The following is a 23,647-nucleotide window of genomic DNA, read 5'->3' as shown; positions in this document are numbered from 1 at the left end:
TGCCTATCTTAATACGGCATAATTCAACCTCAACATGTGTTACTCGACCAGACAGACCCGGGAACGGAAGGAGCTGGAAAAACTCCTTTCTGTCAAGGCCATGTACGGTGACCTGGACACCGACCTGGAACTCATTTATTTCCACGCCAACGGCTGGAGCCATCCTGTGATGTGGACTTTGGGCCAGGAAGAGCCCTACAATATGCTCCCTGCGATGTGGGGCATCATGCCCCCAAAGGAAAAGCAGGAAAATTACACGGAGTATTTCAAGAACCCAAAAACCTTTGGGGGACTGAATGCCAAATCCGAAAAGCTCTTTGACCACTTCGTGTACCGGTACTGTTGGGAGCACCAACGCTGTATCATTCCCGTGGACGGATTCTTCGAACCACACAATACGAAAGTGAAAGTCAAGGGAAAGGATTTTAAAGTTCCGTTTTATTTCCATAGAAAGAACGGCGACCCCATATACCTAGCGGGCATCTATACCAACACGGCCGATGGACGGAGGACCTTTGCCGTACTCACCAAGGACGCCACCCCCATGTTCGAGGAAATCCACAATGAAAAGAAAAGGCGACCCGTCATCATTGATGATGAAAACTTGGATGCTTGGTTACATAACGGCAACAATAAATCAGATGTTCAAGATCTTATCGATGACGATCTATGGGAAGGTGATCTGGAAGCCTATCCCGTCACCAAGGACCTCTATAGTAGAAGTGTGGATTCCAACTATCCGGGCATCATTGAAAAAGTGGACTACGAAGAGGTGTCCATACCCTATTGACCTTTCCTTTTGACCATGTTCATGGGTACGGACAGGGAATATCCCCCATTAAGGGTTCGCTAGCCCCGGAAGTGCAAGATCTTCAACGGTCAACCCAGACAGATGTACTTATATTTCATGAAAAATATATAAAAATCATCGTTTTTCACGCCAAGTAATTGTTTTTCATGGTATATTTGTCATTATATTTCACGTCATCATATGAAAAATAATGATTTTTCACAGAAAATAACGGTTTTTCATGGCCGCACCTTACCTGAGGAAGGTTTCTTGGTAGGTCAGTCCCTTTTGATTGCCACAATGGAGAATCAATTTGATGTAGCGGTTCCCCTGCCTGATATATTGGCCATGGCAACGGAGAAGCACCAACGCTACGATACGGACCAATGGCAAGTGTTCACCATAAGGCACAAACCCAAGGACGACCTGAAAAGCCATTTGGTCTTTGCCCTTAAATACGAGCCCTTGGACCTATATCTCCTCAAAAGGTTTTTCGAGTTGACCGGGGATGCCATCATACACCAAATGTTGGAAGAGGAGCCCACGGGGCAATACACTAGAAGGGCGTGGTTTCTATACGAATGGCTGACCGGAATAACCCTTGACGTACCGAACCTGAACAAGGGCACTTATGTAACGGTGGTGGACCCCAACCTACAATATACGGCCGAGCCCGAGAATTCCACACGGCATCGCGTCAAGAACAACCTGCCCGGGGTCCCGGGGTACTGCCCGATGATCCGACGGACGGCAAAACTGGATGGGTATATTGCCAAGGACCTATCTGAAACCATCGAAAAGGGATTGGGCAAACGGGACAAGGATCTTATTCGAAGGACCGCTGCTTTTTTATTGTTGAAGGACTCGAAGGCATCCTTTGCCATAGAAGGGGAACATCCCCCGAGCATGCGGGCAAGGAATTGGGGAAAAGCCATAGGCCAATCGGGCAAGTCCCCTTTGGGCATACAGGAGATCGAACGGTTACAGCATATTGTCATCGGCAACAAAAAACTGAGGCATATGGGCATCAGGACCGGGGAAGGCTTTATTGGGGAGCACGATAGGGAGACCCTCTCCCCCTTGCCCGACCACATCTCTGCCAAGGCCAAGGACCTTCCTCTTTTGATGCAAGGGTTGTTCGGTACGAACGAGCTGTTGCAGAAGTCTCGGTACAATCCTGTATTGGCCGCGGCCACCATCGCATTTGGCTTTGTTTTTATCCATCCCCTATCCGATGGCAACGGGAGGATACATCGCTATATCATCCACCATTTGCTTACCCGGATGGGGTATACCAAGAGAGGTATGATATTCCCCATATCCTCTGCCATTCTGGAACGGATTGATGAATATCAGGATATTCTGGAGCATTTTTCCTCGCCAAGGGTCGATTTGATCGAATGGGAGGAAACACAAGACCATAACATCGATATCCTGAACGAAACCATTGATCTATACCGGTACTTTGATTTGACCAAACAAGCGGAATTCCTGTATACCTGTGTGGAAGAGACCATTGAAAGGATCATACCGGAAGAATTGGACTATTTGGAAAAATACGATCGGATGACAAACCTTATCAATGCCCGTGTGACCTTACCGGATACCAAAGTCGATCTTTTGATCAAGTTTCTGAACCAGAATGAAGGTATATTGTCCAAAAAAAGAAGGGAAAAGGAATTTGCGGAATTGACAGATGCTGAAATCCAGGAAATTGAAGATTCATTCCAAAGTATTTTCCAAGGTTGATGGGTAACCTGACCCAGTTTGGGTTCCCTAACTATTCAAATCCCTATCTGTGGTAGGACACCGGCATGGTTCGACCAAAATAAAAAGGGTTCGCTTTCCCGAACCCTTCTTTTGTACCATTTGGAAGCCCTATCCCTCCAATATTTTGGCCTGCCGTTCTAAACTGGCCACCCTTTCCTTGATCCGTTCCTCCCGTTTTTGACGCTTTTCAGTATAGGATTTTTCGATTCCCAAAATCTTCTCCTTGTAAAAGGATTGCATTGCCACATAAAAGGATCGGTTGGTCAAATCATTGGAGTGGTTGCTTTCCCCAAGGTGTACCTGTCGGGTCAACAGGAACCGGAGCAGTTTATACAAGGTCTCCTTTTTGAAACCCTGTTTGAACCGGGCCACCCGTTCCCCATCGGATAACTTGGAATCCTCGCCGAAGAATTCCCCAAAATGTTCCCTTTGGCTATAATACCCGATGTTGTTCTCGAACAGGGAAATGGCAATGGCCACCATTTCATCCGTGGACAAAGGCTTTTTCAGGTTGATATAATCGGTCTCACGTATCATGTCCACGACTTCCTTGAACTGGTTGTTGTTCTCGATCTGTTTTTTCCGCAATTCCCGTGTATTGATCTTGATGATCTGCTCCTCCGGGGTACACTCGGACATTTTGCGTTGCTCCAAGGCCTTGGTACCTGAACTTCCACTATGGGTTTCTTCCCTGACCTTCACAAATACCGGCCGGCTCAAATAGGTGTCCGTTTCCAGCAGGATACCCTTTTCAAATCCAAGGTCCACGGCCTTGTCCCATGCCTCCTTTTCCTCCGTGAAGGATTCCAGGGCCTCTTTCAGGAATTCACCCAACTCTTCCTCGGTATATTCATAGTGTCGGTGCTCCTCCCTAATGTGATTCATGGTAGGTTCTATGGGCTCCTTTAAAATGTCCAGCCCATTGGTCAAATGCACCGCTAGGCCCTCCTTTTCCATTTGGGCCATGACCCATTGGTTGCGTTCCTCGTCCACCCGGTATTTGTTGATGTTGGGCACCAGTTTCAATCCTTCCTTTTTCACGCTTTTCAATAGCTGCATAAAGGTCTTGGTCTTTTTGTTCTCAAAACAGGAGGTCCGGGTACAGACCATCTTCCCATCACCGAACAAATTGCCCTGATTGGCAGCATTGAAGGGACAGGTATGGCAAGCCCCGGCTTTGGGAAGCAACGTCTTATCCGACAACCCAAAAGGGGCTTTGGACAGATCGAAGGTGCGGCTTTCGATCATCCGTTTGATCCGATGTTCCTGGAATTCGTCTTCTAGGCTTTCCAACAGCATCAGTTGTTCTCCGGGTTCAAAAAGGGCCACGGCCACCCCTAGGGAGAGGGTCATTTCCCCACTGCGGATAAAGGCCTTGAATCCCTCGATCAATCCTGCCAACTTGATGCGTTGCCGGATATAGTTCTCAGATCGGCCCAGACGTTTTGCAATCTCCCCGGGTTCGTAACGATCCAACAAAAATTGGATGGCCTCGGCCTCCTCCGTGGGTTCCACATCCTTGCGCTGTAGGTTCTCGATGATCTGGACCTCCAGAATCTCAGTGTCCCTATAGTCCCTTACCATGGCAGGGATAGTGGTCAATCCTGCCAATTTACTGGCACGATACCTTCGCTCACCCATGACGATGATAAAACCTTCGTCGGATTTTCGTACGGTGATCGGCTGCAGCACCCCATGTTCGGCAATGCTCTGTTCCAAATGATTGAGACTTTGCTCATCAAAGGTTTTTCGGGGTTGGTCTGGGTCCGGGAAAACCGAATCGATTCCCAACAACTGGATCTGTGGAACGTTTTCCACCTTCTCCACAGTTTTGGTTTGTTCCGACTTTGAACCTTGGTTGTTACCTGCTTTACGTGTCGCTCTCTTCTTTGTTTGTGCTTCCATGATCTTTGGATTTTGGTTAAACAATATTTGAGCGGAAACCAAGCGGAAGACAAATTTTTGGAGTGGCAAGGAAACGGAATAAAAAGTGACAGGGGAACGGCTTTATGCCGTCCCTTGTCCGACAAACCATTTGCGGGCTTATCTTTCGAAAACTATTGGAAGATAAAAAAGAAATCTACCCCTCCAGAAGGCCCATAAGGGTATTATAGTTCCAAACCTTAGATGGATATCCCTTGTACGCATGTTTGAAACCGAAGGTTTTTCTTTGAAAACCCATAGAACCCTAAAAACCAAAGGCTACAATATCAATCAGGCACGAACCTAGGTTATGGGAAGCGTATCCGCCGTCCTAGTCCTGAAAATGACTTATTTGAGGGCGGGGCGGACAAACGAGGGGACGATACGGCATTGGGGTATTGAACGGTAATGAAATACTACTGGGAAGATTGCCAAATTCAAAAAATAGGTAAAACAAAAGCCCATCGTTTCCGATGAGCTTAATAAGGTCTTTTCTTGTATGAGGTAAATCTCATCTAACAGAACCTAAGGCGGTTCACCCAATCATTCATCAATGGCATCCGCAGTTGGAATCCGCGGTCACTTCTCCTTTTAAGTGTTTTAGAATGTAAGGGGACAAGGTTATTTCCCCATGGTCATTTTTGGGTTCAAAATAGCCTTTGAGCAATACCTCGATTAAGATTTCTTTATTGGGTTCTCCCATTGTAGCTCCATTCCAAACCCATTCCCTGGCTTCCGGACTGTCTTCCAAATGTTCAGGATGGAAATCGAGGTTGCCGACCCTTATGGTAGGGGAAGCAACAATATGGGCTTTTTCGGCTTCCTCTATCGTTTTAATCATGGTTGAACTGAACAAGATTTCGCAGTTCAAATGATCAAAGAGTTCTTGAACTTCTTGAATCGCCGATAGCAATACACCTTGAACAGAATCACAGGCTGAGCAAGTACCTTCCCCAGTTGTTGGCATTCCCACTTGAAAAAGGGTCACTCTCAATGCATTTTTTGTCTTTACTTCCATGTTCATACGTTTTTAAGATTAAAGTTTACCCCTAAGACATGGAAAATGGACAAAGGATGCAGGTTTATACAAAATTATGATAGGCAACAGGATTTTGTAATGGTAAATCTCCACATTTGGTTTTCAGAATATTCAACTTCACCACATTCATCAAACTTTGCCCTAACCTTTTTCCTTGCCCTTAAGATCCTTGACTTTGTTGCCGATAATGTCAAGCCCAGATGCGCGGCAATACTTTTCTGCGGAAGGCCTTCTATATCCGAAAGTCTCAAGGGAGTTGAATAGTCGATAGGGAGACCATTTATAAACTTATCGAGCCAAACAAAGACGTTTTCATCATATTCATCCGGAACAAACAGGTGCAACTGTTCCAGGTCAACAAGTGTGGTCTTTCTTGGCTTCTTGTAAAAGTCAAAAATTGTATGTTGTGCAATCCTGTATAACCAAGCCTTTATATATCTTACGTCATTTTTTTTCTCACAATATGTTATGACCTTGATAAGAATCGTTTGCATTATATCATCAACATCATGCTCATTGTAAACACGCTTGCCCACATAGTTCCTTAAATCAGTCCGAAGGTCTTCCCAAATATTGAATATATCACATTTCATAAGTATAGGTTGTTAAAAAAGGAGGTTGAACAAATAACCGGAAATGATCATTCCAATGGCAATAGTTGAAAAGAAGGCAATGATCAACTGCCTTTGCATCACTTTTTGGAGCAGCAGGCCTTCGGGGATGGAAAGTCCGATCGAACCCATCATAAAGGCCATGGCCGTCCCTAACGGAACCCCTTTGTCAACGAGCGAATCCAATATGGGCAGGATTCCAACCGCATCAATGTACAATGGAATCGATACCAATACGGCAATGGGAATCGCAAAAGGGTTGGATTTTGAAATATAGGTGCCAAAAAATGACTCGGGGACATAGCCGTGGATAAATGACCCTATTGCAATTCCTATAAAAATATAGGGGACAAGGTTTTTAAGGGTCCGAATGGCCTCCCGATGAATTCCAGGAAATCGTTTCAGCAAATTTCTGCTATCCTTTTCCCTCGAATGCGCTTTCCATTCATTGTCCTTGAGCCATTCTGCCACATATTTGGCCATACCCATCTTTTCCAGGATAATTCCACCGATCACCCCCAAGACGATTCCTGAAAGTAGGTACACTATTGTAACTTTCCAACCATAGCCCAACCAGAAAATGGCAATAGCGATTTCGTTCACCAAGGGTGAGGTTATGAGGAAGGAAAGTGAAATTCCCAGTGGGATCCTGACCTGCATCATTCCCACGAACAAAGGAATGGAAGAACACGAGCAAAAAGGTGTCAAGGCACCCAAAGAGGAGGCCACAACATTCCCAAGACCTGATTTTTTGTGTTTCTCCAAATAATCCCGGATTTTTTCCATGGGCAAATAGCTTGTTACCACTCCCATTACATAGGTCACCAGCACAACCAGAATGGAAATAGAGCCAAAGGCAATGATGAAATAGTGTAATGCTGAGCCGAATGTATCCGTATCAGGAATACCCAAAAGGACATGGACAACATAGTCTGCCAGTCGGGTAAGCAGTTTTGTAAAGATTTCCATCTTAAAAACGTTTTAAAGAATTGCTAATAACACCTTGTCGTTGCTGACTTTTTTATAGTCATAAACCTTCCCGTCAATGACCAATGCAGGAAAGGTAAGGACCCCGTAGGGCATGGTGTCCTTGAGGTCAGAAAACTCGGTGATGTTTACGTCCAGATGGTTTTCACTGGCAATTTTTTCGATTTGTGCCCTTATGGGGGATGCAGTGGCGCAGCAGGATGAATGTAAAATTTTGACTTCAGTACTCATAGTTCAGTAATTTTAAATAAACTTTACTATGTAGTCTAAAATGGCGTGTCAAAAGACACAATTCTCAATAAAAAAATGATTCTACCTATTTGTACTTTGTGGATGCCTGAAAATCAACCAAGTGGTTTATTAACGGGATACACGATTCCTTAACAGAGCAATTGACGAAGTTGCCATTGGCATCATATACGATATCACAGCATTCCACAAATAATTCCCTTAGCTTTGTTCTTGCCCTTTGCACCCGCATTTTTGCAGCCGAATACCCCAAGTTCAGCTTTTCAGCTACATCTTTTTGGGATAGTTTGTCGATGTCACTCCATTGTAAAGGCTCGGCATATTTTTTGGGAAGGAACTGGATCATGGGTATCATATGATCATACACGGATAGCTCCAGATTGGTTGGTTCAGTTGCCTCAAGTATCTTTACATCACTAAGTTCAACAATTGGGGCACTCTTTTTGAAATGGTCATAAATGGTATTTCTGGCAACTTGAAACAGCCAGGCCTTGATGTTTTCAATTTCCCTATTTTTTTGATAGGACTCGACCAGTTTCAGCATTACCTCTTGCACAATATCTTCCGCAATGGTTTCATCCCGAACCTTTTTTAAGGTAAAGTATTTTAAATAACTGTAGAAACTTTCGATCTGTTCATTAATATCGCAACATTTCTTTTTCATGGCTTTGCTTTTATGGCTTTCGGTTTAATGGTGTGCCAGCCTACACAGGATATGTATACAAAGAGGTTGGTGAAACTTTTATTTTTCACTCTTCCTATTTCCTTTGTCAATTAAGGATGAAGCTTTAGTAGTGGTAAAATTTCCCTGTAACTGACCATGGTTTTCAATTCCCTTAAATGCTGATCAAGGGTAGATTTACAATGGAAAATATTTCCACCAAGTTGCCTGTTATATTCTTGTACTTACATTGTTCCTTACAAAATTCATCACAGATTTGGATTGTCTTACAAGAAAATATTTAGACTAAGGCCTTAAAAAATAATCAATGGGCCTTTCTCAATGCTCCAGCGTAAGCGTTGGGCAATATGCTGCCCTCAACGGCTTTGGCCGCCTTTTCGACATCATATTCGAAGCGTACAAACTCCACATGGATGCTATTCTTGTCCGGCCTACGGAAGTTCCCATCCATGTTCAACAGCACATAGCATCCCCTATTGTCGCCATCCTTGGGCTTTCCGATGGATCCGATATTTATCGCATGGCGGTATATGGTGCCTCCATCATAATCCAAAAGGGCCTTGTGATAGGGTTGGTGTGTATGTCCAAAACAGAGGATATCGGCATTTGCATCCCGCAGGATGCGTACCAGGCTCTTCTCCTTCCGGTCCTCGAAAAGATACTCGTTGATTCGTCTTGGGCTTCCATGCACCAGGAGTAGGTTCACTGTTTCATCGTTCCTTTTGAACTCCACATTGATATGGGATGGAAGGTTTTTCAGGTAGGCCCTTTCATCATCCCCCATAATGGAGTTGGTATAGGATATGGAAATTGCCCCGTTCGCCTTTTCCTCATCGCTCTTGTAGGCACAGCCACAATCATCACTGTTGCGTCCGATGCCAAAATCATAGTTGCCCGCAATGGTGGGTATCCGGCGTTTTCTGATCTCATGGACCACCTCGTTGGGCCAGATGTTATAGCCCACAAGGTCCCCAAGGCAATAGATGGCGTCCGGCCTATGTTTTTCCACATCCACAAAAAAGGCCTCAAGGGCAGGAAGGTTGGCGTGGATGTCCGAGAAGAGTGCAATTTTCATCCTTATGCGGTTTGCGGTTTAAAATACTTTTTGCGCAACCAAAAGGCGACCCTTACCAACAGAATCAGGGCAGGAACTTCCACCAAGGGCCCGATGACCCCTGCAAAGGCCTGGCCGGAATCCAGTCCGAAGACGGCAATGGCCACGGCAATGGCGAGCTCAAAGTTGTTCCCGGCTGCTGTAAAGGCCACCGAAGCGGTCTTGTCATATTCGGCACCCATCGCCTTGGTGAAAAAGAACCCAATGATGAACATCAGGGTAAAGTACACCAAGAGGGGTATGGCGATCACCACCACGTCCATGGGAATCTCCACGATAAGTTCCCCTTTGAGGGAGAACATGATCACAATGGTGAACAACAGGGCGATCAAGGTCATGGGAGAAATGGCGGGAACAAACTTTTGGGCATACCACTGTTCCCCTTTGATCCGGACCAATATCGTTCGGCTAAGGATGCCCATAAGGAAGGGGATGCCCAAATAAATGGCCACACTCTCCGCTATGGTCCCTATGGAGATGTCCACAATGGCCCCTTCAAAGCCAAAATATGGGGGCAAAACGGTGATAAAGATCCACGCATAGAAACTGTAGGCAAACACTTGGAAGATACTGTTCAGGGCCACCAGTCCCGCACCATATTCCGCACTGCCCTCGGCCAGGTCATTCCAGACCAGCACCATGGCAATGCAACGGGCCAAACCTATCAATATCAATCCGACCATATACTCGGGATAGTCCCTCAAAAAGAGGATGGCCAGGACGAACATCAACACGGGGCCGATGATCCAGTTGAGCACCAGGGAAATGGTCAAGATCCTGGTGTTCTTGAACACCTTGGGCAACAGTTTATAATCCACTTTTGCCAAAGGTGGGTACATCATCAGGATGAGACCTATGGCAATGGGGATGTTAGTGGTGCCGCTGTTGAACGAATTGATGATGTCGGGGAAGGACGGGAAGAAGTAACCGATACCGACCCCTACCGCCATGGCGATAAAGATCCAAAGGGTAAGGTTCCTGTCCAAAAAGCTCAATTTTTTTACTGCCATGTGTTATGATTTGATCTGTGAAAATACATACCAAAGTTCCGTTGCTATCTGTATGCTCCTTTCAAGGTATTTCTCGGCCTGTTGCGGGGTATTGTCAAAGGCCTTGGGATCCTCAAAGGTGATGGGGATGCGCTTTTCCGCACCGGGCACAAAGGGACAGGCCTCATTGGCCGAATCACAGGTCATGATGGCCCCAAAGCCGGAACTGGGGTTGAAGGCATCGTCCATTTTCTTGGAGAACCCGATCACCGGATGGGCATTTTCCGCATATTTGATGGCATAGACAGGATTTTGTCCCTGTGAAAGCTGTTGGATCTGGAACCCTTGTTTCCCCAAGGTTTCCGCCACCATCGGGAACAGGGCCGTGGCTTCGGTCCCCCCCGAATAGCAAAATACGTTCTTGATGTTGAAATGGAAAGCCATGGCCTGTGCCCATATCTGTGACAGGTGGCTCCTCCTGGAATTGTGGGTGCAAATGAAATTCAGGCGTATTTCCTGATTTTCGGAAACTTTCGACTGTATGAACCCGGCAAGGGGATCAAGGATTTCCCTACGCTCCGGGGAAACGGCATCCAGTTTCAAGGTTGTGATGAATCCCGCTATTTCAGGGAACAGGCTAGTTGTGGTCGTAGTCATTATATAGAATTAAGATTTAGCAACAATTGCCGTCCGGGGAACAGCAGGGCTCACTTTTCAATTGGGACAGTCTTACCTTTGGTTTCTTTTCGGGGACCCCACACTGGTCCTTGGCAAGGCAGTCGGTCATCTTGGTGGTCAACAGAAAATGCCCTTCATCAAAGGCAAGGCCATATTTTCCGATAGTGGTGCCCTGGTATTCCACTTCGACTTCCAGTGAGTCCTCTATTTCCAATACCTTTTGGGACAGTTCGATGATATGAACCAACTTTTCGGGATGCAACCTGTGGTCATAGTCGTTGGCCTCCCACAGTTGGAAACTGACCACTTCCTCATGGCGCACGGTTCCCCCGCAGTCTATAAAGTGTTTGTGAATCTTCCCCACTTCGGTGACATGGAAATGTCCGGGGACCATTTCCCCGGTGGGCAATTGGAAGCCAAGGGTTTCCAATCGGGACAGTACTTCTTTTACTTCTGATAATTTCATGGATTGTTCATTTTAGCTTTGATAATAGCATCGACCTGGGTGGCGACATAGATCATTTCCCCCGCGATGACGGCCTTGTTTTCAAAAAGGACCTCTGCATTTCGGTCCGTCAGCCCATCCTGTACATATACCTTGACACTGCTGTCCTCGTCCAAATGTAAGGATTCGAGGGTCTTTCTGTTGATGGTCCAACTATCGGAGCCATAGCGGACCGAATACGTGAACAGGGATTCGCCCTGCGCATTGGAGACCCTGAACCCATCGTTCTTCAGCAGGGCCAGACCGGGAAGGGTCTCATTGGCGGTATCCAGACCAGCGGATTCCACCTTGAACCTGTCATATAATCCGTAGTACATAAGGCCCGTCCTGAGCCAGATCATGGCCAATTGGCCCATATCGTCATTGTCCTGGTCCACAAATACAACGGTATAAGGGGTCTCCCCCATATTGGACACCATTCTGGCGGCGAGTTGGTCCAAAAGCTGGATCTTTTCTTTGGGTATCTGGGGAAAAACGGTCTTCAGTTCCTTTACGGAGCGTTGGATCTTTCCCCTCAGTTCCTGGGAATGTGTGGTCAATGGGAGGCACAACAGCAGCAGTGCCATGGTTAGGATCATTTTTGTTTTCATGGTTTCTATTTTATGGTTTCAGTTTATTAGTTAATCGCAATAAAACGATTAATGGGTTCAAAAAAATACTAACAGCACTCTTGGTCCAGTTCAATCCCCTGATCGAGGAATGCCTTGAACTTATCCTTCATTTCGTTCCAATTTGCCACATTGACACAGTAACAGACACTGGTGCCCTCCACATCGCCCTTGATGAGTCCCATGTTCCGGAGTTCCTTCAAGTGTTGTGAAACCGTAGGCTGTGCCAGTCCTATCTCGTCCACAAGGTCACCACAGACACAGGCCTTGACCTTGAAGAGGTGCTGCAATATGGCAATCCGGGCGGGATGGGCAAATACCTTACCGATGAGGGCGAGCTCATTCTGGTTTTCGGTAAATATTTCGGTCTTTGCCAGTCCCATATCATTATTTTATCGCAATATTACAATATATTGATTCAACATAAAAAGATTTTCGATAAAAATACTTAGGTTCAAACCAAGGCTTTACAAATTTTCAGGGTCACTTGGTCATGTACCACAACATCCGGATGTTGCCTGAATGGGGGGACAGGCCACCGAACCAAAGGAACAATACACGCAACAATCGCCATTTTTGGGCCTTAGAATGGAGCCGCAATTTTCACATTCATAAAAGAACTGACAAGAATCCGTAGGCATCTTTTCCTCTTTGGAATTGCCACAATGCGGACAGGTAATTGTAGAGTACAGATTGATATCCATTATCACTGGTCCTTTATGGTGTATCCGGTTTTCAAAATGGCGTTCACGATAGCATCCCTGGTGGTTTTGGCGGGATCGTACATTATCTGTGCATTGGCTTTTTGGTAATCTGCCTTGACCATGATGATCCCATCAAGTCCATTGACCTCGTGTTCAATATGTGCCTCGCACCCACTGCATGTCATTCCCACGACCGGAATATTGATTTCCTTGACATCTTGGCTCGCAAAAAAGTTCGTTTGACCCTTGGCTTCCTGTTTCGGGTACAAAGATTGGGCATAATAGGGAAAGGCAAGCATCGCTAAGGCAAAGACCGTGATGGTCATCAACCAAATTTTACCCTTCCAAAAGGCCGGCTTTTCGTCCGTATCGCATGCACAGTCTATTTCCTTTTTGGCGACTGTCCTTAACTGTTGGTACCACGCCACTACCAAAACCAAACCCGTAATTCCGATCAAATACGGTCTGAACGGTTCCAAAAACTTAAAATTGGACGCCAGGCCAGATGTTCCGGCCACAATGGCCAAAAGTGGTCCTATGCAACAAAGGGAGGTGGCCATGGCCAAAATAATGGAAGATCCCATTAAGGTTTTCTTGTTATTCATGGTTTACTGGTTTTATTTGTTCTTTTTTATCGAGCAGGTCAAAAATTGGAAAAAGTAACGGCGAATGATCGGTCACCAAGGAATAATGGATCATCTGGCCTTCCTTTTGGGATGTGATCAAATTTCTGTCCTTGAGCTTGCGCAAATGTTGTGAAATTGCGGATACATTCATTTCCAGTATATCACTAAGGTCACAGACACATAAGCGTTGCTCTTGGTTCAAAAGGTAGAGAATCTTAAGCCGAACCGGATTGCCCATTAAATTCATTATCCCTGAAAGGGAGTCCATGGAATTTTCCAAATTTTGCATAGTTTCCCTGCATTCCATTATCTGTTTGGCATCCGCCTCCAAACGTATGCATATGTTCTTATCCATACTACGAAGTTACAGTAATTTATTATTTTAGCAAACTCTAAAATAAATGGGTGGCAAAAGAACAATATCAAGCCCTGGGTCACATTACCTGATAATCTTTAGGGTCGGATATTCCGAATTGTCGTTCGCTTTACTTTGCCCGCTTCCCAATTTCTCCTTCAACTGGGCCATGTCCTTGCTGATTTTCTTTTCCACGACCCTAGCATACTTTTGGGTCGTTGAAAGCTTGGTATGCCCGAGGAGTTTGGAAACGGTCTCAATGGGCACGTCGTTCATTAAGGTGATTGTCGTTGCAAAGGTATGTCTGGCCACATGGAAGGTTAGGTGCTTATCAATATTTGCCCTTTGTGCAATGATCTTTAGGTATTGGTTCACCTTTTGATTGGAATACACTGGAAGAACGGTATTTTCATTTTTGGGAAAATCCACATACTTCTCCAAGATTTTCTTGGCTTTGGGCAATAGGGGAACCTTCACTTCGGTCTTGGTCTTTTGGCGTTTTACATCGATCCAGAGTTCCCCGTCGATGCCGGATACGATACCATTGGGATTGAGAAGTTTGATCTCTATGTAGCTGAGTCCGGTATAACAGGCAAAAAGGAAAATATCCCGGACCAGTTCCATGCCCTTTTCCTCGAATTCCAATTGGTCCAGCGCCAGAATTTCCTCCTCTTCCAAGAAAGCACTGTCATAATCCTCCATTTTCACTTTATACAGATTGAAGGGATTCTTGGGGATACAATCAAATTTATAGGCCATGGTCACCAATTTCTTGAACCGCAGCATATGTTTCATGATACCGTTGTTGTTCAATGTCTGGAACGATTTGATGGGTTCGCAGTTCCGCAGGAAGTTTTCAAACTCGATCAAAAAGGCATAGTCTATCGAGGCCAGCCCAATATCGGGTACCCGATATTTTTTGGCAATGAAGCGTTTCAGGTAGGTCTCTGTGGAGGAATAGTTCTTGACCGTCCCTTTGGCCAGTTTGGGCAACTCATAGGTTCGGTTGTACTCCAAAAGGTCCAATAGGGTGAGCATCACCTTGTCCTTTCCCAGATATCGAAGCTTGATGGATTGTGCCGTTATAAAGTTACTCTCGGCACTAAGTTGCCGATGGCATTCCAGCAACTTTGCACGGACGTCGTCCAGATATTTGTTTACAACAACGGATTCACTGGCCCTATGGTCCATTTTTCCCAAAATAGGACACCATCGTTCTTCAAAAGTTGATCTATGGACACTGAGATCTGCATTTTTTCCTTTACATCTGATCCGGACATAAATTGGAAACCGTCCATCTTTTTTTCTTCCTGATTTTTTCAGCCAAAAACTGATACTGAAGGAGTTAGAGGTATTCATGTGTTCTCGCTTTAAGTGAAACATTGGTTGAAGCGAAAGTCAAATCACACGAAAAATCAATAATGGAAGTACAATTTAGGGAATTTTTCCCGACAAAAATAGGACACTCTATAGGACATCCTCACCGATGGTTTCAGATGGAAATAAAAAAAACCAGAAAAAATTAATTTTCTGGTTTTCAATTAATTAAGGTTTTACTTAGTGTCATAAAACCATGGTTCGTCGGGATGACTGGATTCGAACCAGCGACCACACGCACCCCATGCGTGTACGCTACCAGACTGCGCCACATCCCGAAATCGGACTGCAAAAATATAAATTTTGATGATATTTTGCCTCAGCCCCTACAAAACTTTTGCCCTCGAATGCAAAATAGGACCACCCATCTTGACACCAAAATACGTTTTAGACTTATTATCAATGATTTATAAAATAAATCCCTCTATCTGTATAGCGTAAAGTGACCGACGAATCGTTGCTTTTCCCTATCGTTTGCATTCACCACATACCAGTAGTCGCCAGTGGGCAGCGGTTTGCCCTCATAGGTCCCATCCCATTTTTTGACTTGGTCCAATCGGGCCACTACCCTACCATATCGATCATAAATGATCACATCGATATTGGGGAAAAATTCACGGTTCCCAGGATACCAGTAATCGTTCAGATTATCACCATCCGGGGTAAAGAACGACGGCATTTCGGGCATTCCTTCAAAATTGAACGGCAGCACAAGATTAGCCACACATCCATTGTTGTCCCTGACCATAACGTTGATGTTGGAATCCACATTGATGTTGAACGTATTGATGTCCCCATAGGACTCTCCTTGGAAGAAATACTCATATCCCCCAAATCCGCCCGTAGCGATGGCCGTGACCTCATTGGGGCCAGTTTTCATGGCTTCCAGCGTAAGTGGCTCATAGGCGTCAATCTCAAATTCCACAAAGGTCACACAACCGTTGGCGTGATAAATATATACCGTATGTTCGCCAGGTGGCAGGTCTCCAAAGGTCCTTTGGTTCGTGGCCAGTTGCACATCGTCAACATCCAATGAAAACAACAGATCGGAAAGTTGCGAACTGTCCGCAATACTAACAGTAGCGGTACTATTGGGGAAAATACCCTCGCAACCATATTCCACAATGGGCTCAGCCACAATGTCTATTCCAATACCTATTTCCGCTATCACGTTGGTCTGACAACCATTTGCATCCCTAATGAAGATGGCATAGGTTTCCCCTCCTTGAAGATTATCAAAGAACATGGTATCATTCTGAACAAAATCGGCATCATCCACTGAATTTATGCTGGTGTAATAGGGTGCCGTTCCTCCAGAAACTCCCAAGGTCAAGGTGCCATCACCATCGCCCATGCATACCTCTGGAGTTGTGGAAACCACTGCAGCGATGAGTTCCGTAGGCTGGGTGATTTCCAGTGTTCGGGTAATGGTACATCCAAGATCGTCCTGAATGATGATGTCATAGGTCCTAGGACTCAAGTCATTGAATGTTTTTCGATTTGGATTGTTTGGGTCATCCCCTTCAAAGAACTCGCTCAATGTATCTGAAATGGAGTACCTGATCCTACCAGTACCTCCACTGGCTTCGATGATGATCTGTCCGTTGGTATCCCCTGCACACATAACGGGCACTGCTTCCAGATATTCCAATACCAATGGTGGTTTCGGTTCAATGATTATGGGGTCCGACATGGCCTCACATCCACCACTCTGGGCATACACGTAGTAGGTGCCGGCATCCAGATCCCTAAAGATTCCAGAGCTTTGTGACGGACGGACAATATTGGCCGCAGACACAGGCAAGGTATTCGCGTTCACCAAAGTATACATATAGCTTCCAATACCTCCGAATGCCTCGGAGCGGATGATACCAGTGGATTCCCCGGCACAATTGATCGTTGCATTGGTAAGGTCCAAGGAAATCACCAACGGTGCCGCTGGGTCCAAGGAAATCTGGTTCGATTTCTCGGAAGGACAACCATTGGAGTTCTGTACATCAAATTGGAAAGGTCCTGCATCTGCAGTAATGTCCACTGTAATCTCTACACTGTTCATTCCGGCCCCAAAAGGAATAAATGGATCAGAAGTACCCGACCTACGATAGAAGTATTCAACCAGAGGTTCCGGATTGGTGACCGTTAATTCCATTCTACCCAAATCCCCACAACCTGGAGGTTGCAACTCCACCAATTCGGCCACCACGATTTCTGGATCGGCAATGGTGATCACATCGGTGAGGGCACTACAGTTCCATCCGTCAAAAATAGTGATGGTATAATCTCCCGCCGATAGGTTGGCAAAGGTTGGGGTGGTCTGGAGTCCACTATTGGTACCGTCAGTGATGCGGTTCAATTGGTACAGATAATTTCCTGGTCCTTGGCCACCCGAAACCGCGAAGGCCTCAATCACCCCATCGTTATCGTTGTTACAGGCCAATGGGCTCACCACACGAATGCCTGCCGTGATTTCCACTGGCAATGGCAAATTGATGGTATTGGAGGCCTCGCAACCTCTCATATCCCTTACATTGACGATATAGGTGCCCGTGGACAGGTTTTCAAAAACCGGATTGGTGTTGGGGTAATCCACCAATATCGTAACACCATCCGGCGCCACCAATTGGTACTCATAGGTTCCCCATCCGCCATCTCCTGCCACGGTGATCTCACCATAACCCGGAACATTACAGGTTACAGGAGAGGTCTGAACAGCACCAATGGTGAGTTCCCTATCCGGCGATCTGACCGTTGTAACATTGCTCACGGCATCGCAATAGGGGGAATCCACAGCCTCAATACGGACAATCAGGTTGCCTGCAGGTAAATTTTCGATGATCTCGGGAGTATTGATCGGGGCATTGGTATCAAAAGTACCCGTTACCCCTGTGGTAGTTTCCACTCCTGCATTGTCTCGAGTGAACACTTCGTAATTGTACTCACCATTATAGTTGCTGATCTGCAAGCTTATGGAACCATCTCTTCCATCAAAACAGGTCACGGGTTCCACCTCGGCGATCAGGGCCTCGATGGTATTGTATTCGGGCATGTTGATGGTGGTGGTCAAATACGTACATCCGCCGCTGCCCACATCGGTCACGGCGAAAATATAATCACCAGGAGTGGCAATATCCCAGCTTACACGGTCACTGCCTCCGGAGTTCCTTGCGGGTTCCGATCCCAAGGGCAATAGTTCCACTTCATAGTTACCCGGACCTTCATTGATGATGATGTCAATGCTACCCGGGCTCACCCCTGTTCCCGAAGCATCACAGGTGATGGGGTTCACATTATAGCTAAAAGTGATGTCTGTTGGGCTGTTGATGGTTATGGTTGATGTTTCCTCGCATCCATTATAGTCACGGGCAGTGAGGGTAATGGTCTGATTGGTGCCATTATCGATCACTTCAAAAATATTGCTGGTCTGAAAATTGGTCCCATCAAACTGTGGGGTACCATCGTTCATGCTGTAGGTATAAGGACCTGTTCCAGTTGCTGTTCCAGTTCCATCACCATTGGTATCGGTATAAATGGTTATGGTCGCCGTACTGAACTGATTGCTGGATGGATTACAGCTAAATTCGGTATGTATTGCATTGGCCAGCAACAAGGAAGGTTCACCGATGATGATGTCCCCTGATCTATTTGCACATCCCCTATCGGAAACCACTTCGGCCTGATAGGTGCCTGGTTGAAGGTCATCAAAAACAGGAGAGCCTTGCGGACCGGCCACGATGGTCGAACTGGAACCTTGGTACAGGATATATTGTATGGGTGTATCCGTATCCGTCCCGGGTTGAAGTTCCACGGAAATAGTACCGTTATCGGCCCCATTACAGGTCACATGGCTACTGTTCGTGGCCGTAATGATCGGGGTATCCACTGTAGAGACAATAACTTCTGCCTCATCCGAGCACAATGGGGATGTATTGGAATCCAAATCCGTTACCAAAATATTGTAATCCCCAGGCATCACACCGGTAAATTCGTTGGTGTACTGTGGTGGGCCAAGATCTGTCAAAGTGAGGGCATCCCTCAATTGGTATTCAAAATTTCCACTACCCCCGGTGGTGTTCACGGTGATGACTCCATCCCCCGCATTACAGGTAGGGAAAGAGGTGGCATCGGCCGTAATGGCAAAGAAATCGAATACTTCCGCAGTAACGGTGTTGGTACAGCCGTTTCCATCACGCACCGTGATCACATAGGTGCCAGGGTTGGGCACAATAAAGGTAGTCCCTGTTTGGTACCCGCTTCCGATGTTGTACTGGAACGTATTTTCCGGTTCAGAACCCGAAGTGATCGGCGATACCATATTGATTTGATAACCACTTGTGGCCGTACATTGGTTCACCACATCGATCATTGGGTCTGGAACACCAGCCTCTTGGGTCACCGCAAGCGTAGTGAAAGCCGTACATCCATTGGCATCTTGGGCATAGAAATCATATGTCGTTGGGTAAGGACCAGGAACCTCAAAAGTGGTTTCTGGCACAAATGTTGTCGGTGCTGGATCTCCCGAAGGCACATAGGCATAGGTGTATGGACCTGTGCTTCCAAAGCCTCTTACGGTCACCAATGCACCAGCATTACATGTGGCCTCCACAAAGTTGTCGATGGCTATGGAAACAGCACTGATGTCAATGAATGCCAAGGTGCTTGAGCTACATCCCGTAGAATCGTCTGTGACAATGATCTGATAGTTACCAGGAGCCAATCCGGTCAAGGTTCCGGTATAAGGAATGGTTTCTCCAGTAAACGTTTGGGTCGAAACCGTTGCTCCGGTATCGGTATTTTCTACCCTGACAGTAAAGTTTCCAACTACTGAAATTCCAGATACCTCAAAATCAATGGAGCCACTTCCTGCCACATTACAGGAGGCTGCCAAGGAAGTTGCGGTCACAGTAACAGGATTGGTTGGGCCTATGGGATCTATTTCTTCTATATAGGTACAACCGTTGGCGTCCATCACTTCTACAAAGTAGGTCACTCCAGGAACTACCAATCCGGTGACATCAAATATATCATTTCCAGCACCTGACCCCAACTGCCATGTCGGGTCACCCACCAACCTAAAATCGTAGGGTGCTGTTCCGCCAACGGCCTGGACTCGATATGGAAACGAAGTATCAAAACAATCTGTCGGGGCTGGGTCCAACGGAATCAAATCCAATTGGTTTTGGTCTATCACTACGGGATCCCGGTCCTCACAACCTTGGGCATCGGTAGTGATCAAGGTATAGTTGCCCGTGGGTAGGTTAGTGAAATTCACCAAAGTACTGGTGGTCCCTATCGATGATGCCACTGTTCCCCCAAATTCGTCCACCAATACATAATCGAAAGGCGCAACCCCATTGCTGATCGTTGCCTCTATTTCACCATTAATTGGTCCCGATGAACAAATCGCATCGGTGGGTGTTGCGGAAGCATCCAAAGGATCACTGGCACCGATGGTGACGGAATAGGCCGGGCTCACACAGCCCCTACTGTCCCGGATGACAAACCCTCCGTGGGTTCCAGGTCCATAACCCGAAAAGATATTTTGGCTACTGAATGTCGCCCCATTGTCATTACTGTATTCATAGGGTGGAATACCCTGGGTGGTGTCGGGAACCAACTCTACAATGCCACTGGTATTGTCTCCACATTGCGTATCCGTACCCACTACAGACCCTGCTATGGTCTCGGGAGGGGACATGGTCACAACGTTCGATTGCGTGGTACATCCACGGCTATCAGTAACCAAAAACTGAAAGGTGGTATCCGAGATGATGGAACCATCGTTGGGAACATTGTACACAAACGAGTTCCCTGTAATGTTGTTATTATCAGAAGTGTAAGGCGCACCATTGATGCTCACTTCATAGATATCGTAGTTGCCCCCGGAGGTATATCCGTTGCTGATGTTTACCTGTATTGCACCAAAAGGGGTTCCGCAATCCAGTTCCTGAGTGATCGTGGCATTGGCCATCACCTGAGGCTGAATCGTAGCGGTGACCGTATCGCGACAGTCGTTGGCATCCACCACTTCAATGGTATAGGTTCCGGGAGTGAGTCCGGAAAAGCTGTTGCTAGCCCCCAAAGGACCTCCGTTGATCCTATAGCGGTACGGGGCCAATCCGCCCGCAGCGTTCACGGCCAAGGTAGATGCATTAAAATTATCGTAACAGAAATCAGAGACTCCGTTGTCCAGCGTGAGGGTAGGCGCATCCAATCTTGTGAGGGTGAAACTATCGGTGACCTCACATCCATTGGCATCGGCAACAATCACTTGATAGTTCCCATCCAAGGAAAGATTGGAGAACGTGCTTCCACTTTTTGGTCCTCTTGTGGAACCATCGGGTTGGATCAGGGTGTATCGGTTACCTCCCCATCCTCCTACGGTATTGATCTGGACGGCTCCAATGTTCCCATTTTGGCAACTCATGTCCGTTACGTTCAAACCTGAAATATCAAAAGCAGTTGATGGTTCTTCAATGGTCAAAGTGGCCGCGTCGGTACAATTGGTGGCTTCATCGGTCACGGAAATCACATAACTTCCGGCAGTCAATCCTGTTACGGGAATGATGCTTCCATTCTGGGCCGTGAACACTGGGCCTCCGTCTATACTGTAGCTATAGGTGGTGCTGAAGCCATCCACCAAAAAGCGACCTTCCCCGTCGGAATCACCAACACAGGTCACTACCCTAGTCTGTTGGGCCTGTACGCCAATGGAACTGATATCGGTAATGGCGTAGTTCTCTTCATAAGAACATCCTTCATTGTCAGTGACCCTGAACGTATAGGTTCCCAGTCCCAACCCTGTAAAGGTATTGTTGGTACCATTGTTGACTGCACTCACCAAAGGGGCAATGATCTCGTAGGTATATGGTCCGGTTCCACCCGTTACCGCCAAATCCAAAGAAGCGGTGGTCGTGATACAATCCAAACTGGAAATGCTGAAATCCAGATTTGTGGGTTTGTTCAACGTACTGAAAACGATATTCGGAAGTGCCTGAACACAACCATTGGCATCCCTTACCATGGGCGTATAGGTTCCCACACCCAAATTGGGGAACACATTACTGGTCCCAAAACCGGCACCGATACTGTATTCATAAGGCCCTGTCCCTCCTGAAACACCTGAAATGGTGATCTGTCCCCCATTTTCATTCCCACAAGTGGGCTGAAAATCGGGAGTGGCCGATGCGGTTATGGTGGATGGTGTGCCCACCGTGACGGTTTGTGGTGTTGTGGCACAGGTAAACGAATCCTGTTGGTACCTCAGGACCACATCGTAGGAACCTGGTGCCAAATTGGAGAACACATTGCTTATTTGATAGGTGGCCCCATTGTTGACACTGTATTCAATCTCGTACCCAAATCCGTTGGTCACATTAACGGTAATCCTACCATCATTGGCACCCCCACAGTTGGCATCTTCTTCTGTGATGTTGAAAATGGGCTGGGGTATATCCGGAACATCCACCGAAGCACTTCGTTGGCAACCATTGGCATCTTCCACCAAAACGGAATAGGTTCCTGCCGTAGTCACCGAGAAGCTGGCGGTACTGGCATAGGTCGAACCAAAAGGAGCTCCATCCACACTGAAGCGATACGGAGCCGTACCCCCTGAAGTGGTCAGATTGACATCGACCGAGGTGGCACCACAGCCGAAACTGTCCGAAGCAGTGGCAGATACAGCCAAAGGACTTATGCCTCCACCAATCACGATGGGGTCTCCATTGACATCTTCCGTAATGGTCACGGAACAATCGTTGGTCTCTACCCGAATACTATAGGTTCCGGGGCTTATGTTCGCAAACGTATAGGCATCGGCCCCGTTTGGACCGAAAGTATTCACGGTCACCCCATTTTTGATCAAACGATAGGTATAAAATCCCGGCACACCCGAAACTTGGATATCAATGCTTCCCAATTCCCCACTACATAAAATATCGTTGGCGGTCACATCCACGTTGATATCAAGATCGTTCACGGTCACAGGATTTGACGGAAATACACAGGCACTGGCCGAAACGTTCTTCAAACGCACATAGACCCTGTAAGTTCCCAGGGAAGTAATATCGAAGTAGGGAGTGTCTTGGTAAGGTCCGGCAGGACTGTTCAAACTGTACTCATAACCCGCAGGAACGTTGGTCACCTCTACCCTTCCCGGATTTCCACAAACAATATCTTCTTTGATCAATTGTGGGTTCAAGGGGTTAAGGGTCGATTTAAAATAATAGTACTGTCCAGAATTTACCCGTACCCTGAATTCACCTGCAGTAGAAAGGTTATACGTCGCTCCTGTTCCCACAGTGTTCCATGTACAGGCACCATTTATGGTGGGGCAGTTGTCCACCACCGTTGGAGCACAGGTATTGGGGTCCAACTGTTGCCATTGATAAGTACTACCGGATTGGCTCAGGCTCAAGGTTCTGATATCGCTGGTTCCACAAAGAAAGAATTTGGCCAAAGTACTTCCATCGTTGGGGCATATGACCTGTTGGTCGCTCCCCTGGATAATGGTTGTGAACATACTGGCACTTGCCGGAGCAAAGGTCACTTCTGTGGCCGATGGCATCTCTGGAACGGAAACCACCTCTTCTTCCCCGGCATCTTCCGCGGAAACGGTGGATACTATTTTTGTCAAAATTAGTT

Annotated in this window: 19 protein-coding genes and 1 tRNA gene; 2 read left to right on the top strand and 18 right to left on the bottom strand. The window is 46.6% G+C overall.

The features are described from left to right. Positions 1–34: 34 nt before the first annotated feature. Both FOT42_RS12855 and FOT42_RS12850 read left to right on the top strand, forming a co-directional pair. Positions 35–790: an SOS response-associated peptidase gene (locus tag FOT42_RS12855; RefSeq protein ID WP_036379062.1), complete on the top strand. Its 756-nt coding sequence runs from the start codon at positions 35–37 to the stop codon at positions 788–790. A 201-nt stretch (positions 791–991) separates the two neighbouring features. Beyond that, the gene (locus tag FOT42_RS12850) at positions 992–2,539 is read left to right on the top strand and encodes a Fic family protein (protein ID WP_036379063.1); all 1,548 of its coding nucleotides are present in this window, start codon (positions 992–994) and stop codon (positions 2,537–2,539) included. Positions 2,540–2,668: 129 nt separating this feature from the next. Here FOT42_RS12850 and FOT42_RS12845 read toward each other — a convergent pair whose 3' ends face one another. The 18 genes from FOT42_RS12845 to FOT42_RS12760 all read right to left on the bottom strand — a co-directional run bounded on the left by FOT42_RS12845 (position 2,669) and on the right by FOT42_RS12760 (position 23,639). Further along, positions 2,669–4,465, bottom strand: a complete 1,797-nt coding sequence (locus FOT42_RS12845; protein WP_151890958.1) for a ParB/RepB/Spo0J family partition protein — start codon at positions 4,463–4,465, stop codon at positions 2,669–2,671. Positions 4,466–5,033: 568 nt separating this feature from the next. Further along, the gene (locus tag FOT42_RS12840; protein ID WP_161594391.1) at positions 5,034–5,501 is read right to left on the bottom strand and encodes a DUF2703 domain-containing protein; all 468 of its coding nucleotides are present in this window, start codon (positions 5,499–5,501) and stop codon (positions 5,034–5,036) included. A gap of 74 nt (positions 5,502–5,575) precedes the next feature. After that, a complete protein-coding gene (locus FOT42_RS12835; protein WP_051947128.1) occupies positions 5,576–6,115 on the bottom strand; it encodes a sigma-70 family RNA polymerase sigma factor in 540 nt (179 codons plus the stop codon). 12 nt (positions 6,116–6,127) lie between these two features. Next, the gene (locus FOT42_RS12830; RefSeq protein ID WP_051947129.1) at positions 6,128–7,102 is read right to left on the bottom strand and encodes a permease; all 975 of its coding nucleotides are present in this window, start codon (positions 7,100–7,102) and stop codon (positions 6,128–6,130) included. A 12-nt stretch (positions 7,103–7,114) separates the two neighbouring features. Next, positions 7,115–7,351: a thioredoxin family protein gene (locus FOT42_RS12825; RefSeq protein ID WP_051947130.1), complete on the bottom strand. Its 237-nt coding sequence runs from the start codon at positions 7,349–7,351 to the stop codon at positions 7,115–7,117. Positions 7,352–7,436: 85 nt separating this feature from the next. Beyond that, complete coding sequence (locus tag FOT42_RS12820; RefSeq protein WP_051947131.1) at positions 7,437–8,033, bottom strand: sigma-70 family RNA polymerase sigma factor; 597 nt, start codon at positions 8,031–8,033, stop codon at positions 7,437–7,439. 322 nt (positions 8,034–8,355) lie between these two features. After that, positions 8,356–9,126 carry a metallophosphoesterase family protein gene (locus FOT42_RS12815; protein WP_036379065.1) on the bottom strand — a complete coding sequence of 257 codons (771 nt, stop codon included), beginning with the start codon at positions 9,124–9,126 and terminating at the stop codon, positions 8,356–8,358. A gap of 2 nt (positions 9,127–9,128) precedes the next feature. Continuing rightward, a complete protein-coding gene (gene arsB, locus FOT42_RS12810) occupies positions 9,129–10,175 on the bottom strand; it encodes an ACR3 family arsenite efflux transporter (RefSeq protein ID WP_036379066.1) in 1,047 nt (348 codons plus the stop codon). Positions 10,176–10,178: 3 nt separating this feature from the next. Next, complete coding sequence (locus FOT42_RS12805) at positions 10,179–10,811, bottom strand: low molecular weight phosphatase family protein (RefSeq protein ID WP_036379068.1); 633 nt, start codon at positions 10,809–10,811, stop codon at positions 10,179–10,181. Between the two features lie 16 nt (positions 10,812–10,827). Beyond that, positions 10,828–11,298 (bottom strand): DUF6428 family protein, encoded by a 471-nt coding sequence (locus FOT42_RS12800; RefSeq protein WP_036379069.1) that lies wholly within the window; start codon positions 11,296–11,298, stop codon positions 10,828–10,830. After that, positions 11,295–11,927 (bottom strand): hypothetical protein, encoded by a 633-nt coding sequence (locus FOT42_RS12795; RefSeq protein WP_108423558.1) that lies wholly within the window; start codon positions 11,925–11,927, stop codon positions 11,295–11,297. The genes FOT42_RS12800 and FOT42_RS12795 overlap by 4 nt, the downstream gene beginning before the upstream one ends. A gap of 68 nt (positions 11,928–11,995) precedes the next feature. Next, positions 11,996–12,328 (bottom strand): ArsR/SmtB family transcription factor, encoded by a 333-nt coding sequence (locus FOT42_RS12790; protein WP_036379071.1) that lies wholly within the window; start codon positions 12,326–12,328, stop codon positions 11,996–11,998. 108 nt (positions 12,329–12,436) lie between these two features. After that, positions 12,437–12,649 (bottom strand): GDCCVxC domain-containing (seleno)protein, encoded by a 213-nt coding sequence (locus FOT42_RS18345; protein ID WP_081894160.1) that lies wholly within the window; start codon positions 12,647–12,649, stop codon positions 12,437–12,439. Between the two features lie 2 nt (positions 12,650–12,651). Next, the gene (gene merTP, locus FOT42_RS12780) at positions 12,652–13,254 is read right to left on the bottom strand and encodes a mercuric transport protein MerTP (RefSeq protein ID WP_036379073.1); all 603 of its coding nucleotides are present in this window, start codon (positions 13,252–13,254) and stop codon (positions 12,652–12,654) included. Next, positions 13,247–13,630, bottom strand: a complete 384-nt coding sequence (locus FOT42_RS12775) for an ArsR/SmtB family transcription factor (RefSeq protein ID WP_036379075.1) — start codon at positions 13,628–13,630, stop codon at positions 13,247–13,249. The genes merTP and FOT42_RS12775 overlap by 8 nt, the downstream gene beginning before the upstream one ends. Before the next feature lie 84 nt (positions 13,631–13,714). After that, entirely contained in the window at positions 13,715–14,989 is a 1,275-nt protein-coding gene (locus FOT42_RS12770) for a site-specific integrase (protein ID WP_036385944.1), read from the bottom strand. 222 nt (positions 14,990–15,211) lie between these two features. After that, positions 15,212–15,285 (bottom strand) — tRNA-Pro (locus tag FOT42_RS12765). A 146-nt stretch (positions 15,286–15,431) separates the two neighbouring features. Further along, positions 15,432–23,639 (bottom strand): T9SS type B sorting domain-containing protein, encoded by an 8,208-nt coding sequence (locus tag FOT42_RS12760; RefSeq protein ID WP_226789889.1) that lies wholly within the window; start codon positions 23,637–23,639, stop codon positions 15,432–15,434. Between the last annotated feature and the right edge of the window lie 8 nt (positions 23,640–23,647).

The organism is Flagellimonas hadalis (genome assembly GCF_007785775.2).
In the GTDB taxonomy this organism is placed as follows: domain Bacteria; phylum Bacteroidota; class Bacteroidia; order Flavobacteriales; family Flavobacteriaceae; genus Flagellimonas; species Flagellimonas hadalis.
The sequence above is the reverse complement of the archived record's forward strand: the minus strand, read 5'-3'. Positions and strand labels throughout refer to the sequence as shown.

What these genes read in the sequence shown, in the direction of transcription:
- FOT42_RS12855 (WP_036379062.1), top strand. Translation starts at nt 35, where the DNA reads ATGTGTTACTCGACCAGACAGACCCGGGAACGGAAGGAGCTGGAAAAA.
- FOT42_RS12815 (WP_036379065.1), bottom strand. Translation starts at nt 9,126, where the DNA reads ATGAAAATTGCACTCTTCTCGGACATCCACGCCAACCTTCCTGCCCTT.
- FOT42_RS12790 (WP_036379071.1), bottom strand. Translation starts at nt 12,328, where the DNA reads ATGGGACTGGCAAAGACCGAAATATTTACCGAAAACCAGAATGAGCTC.
- FOT42_RS12775 (WP_036379075.1), bottom strand. Translation starts at nt 13,630, where the DNA reads ATGGATAAGAACATATGCATACGTTTGGAGGCGGATGCCAAACAGATA.
- FOT42_RS12770 (WP_036385944.1), bottom strand. Translation starts at nt 14,989, where the DNA reads ATGAATACCTCTAACTCCTTCAGTATCAGTTTTTGGCTGAAAAAATCA.
- FOT42_RS12825 (WP_051947130.1), bottom strand. Translation starts at nt 7,351, where the DNA reads ATGAGTACTGAAGTCAAAATTTTACATTCATCCTGCTGCGCCACTGCA.
- FOT42_RS12795 (WP_108423558.1), bottom strand. Translation starts at nt 11,927, where the DNA reads ATGAAAACAAAAATGATCCTAACCATGGCACTGCTGCTGTTGTGCCTC.
- FOT42_RS18345 (WP_081894160.1), bottom strand. Translation starts at nt 12,649, where the DNA reads ATGGATATCAATCTGTACTCTACAATTACCTGTCCGCATTGTGGCAAT.
- FOT42_RS12830 (WP_051947129.1), bottom strand. Translation starts at nt 7,102, where the DNA reads ATGGAAATCTTTACAAAACTGCTTACCCGACTGGCAGACTATGTTGTC.
- FOT42_RS12800 (WP_036379069.1), bottom strand. Translation starts at nt 11,298, where the DNA reads ATGAAATTATCAGAAGTAAAAGAAGTACTGTCCCGATTGGAAACCCTT.
- FOT42_RS12850 (WP_036379063.1), top strand. Translation starts at nt 992, where the DNA reads ATGAAAAATAATGATTTTTCACAGAAAATAACGGTTTTTCATGGCCGC.
- merTP (WP_036379073.1), bottom strand. Translation starts at nt 13,254, where the DNA reads ATGAATAACAAGAAAACCTTAATGGGATCTTCCATTATTTTGGCCATG.
- FOT42_RS12835 (WP_051947128.1), bottom strand. Translation starts at nt 6,115, where the DNA reads ATGAAATGTGATATATTCAATATTTGGGAAGACCTTCGGACTGATTTA.
- FOT42_RS12805 (WP_036379068.1), bottom strand. Translation starts at nt 10,811, where the DNA reads ATGACTACGACCACAACTAGCCTGTTCCCTGAAATAGCGGGATTCATC.
- FOT42_RS12820 (WP_051947131.1), bottom strand. Translation starts at nt 8,033, where the DNA reads ATGAAAAAGAAATGTTGCGATATTAATGAACAGATCGAAAGTTTCTAC.
- arsB (WP_036379066.1), bottom strand. Translation starts at nt 10,175, where the DNA reads ATGGCAGTAAAAAAATTGAGCTTTTTGGACAGGAACCTTACCCTTTGG.
- FOT42_RS12840 (WP_161594391.1), bottom strand. Translation starts at nt 5,501, where the DNA reads ATGGAAGTAAAGACAAAAAATGCATTGAGAGTGACCCTTTTTCAAGTG.
- FOT42_RS12845 (WP_151890958.1), bottom strand. Translation starts at nt 4,465, where the DNA reads ATGGAAGCACAAACAAAGAAGAGAGCGACACGTAAAGCAGGTAACAAC.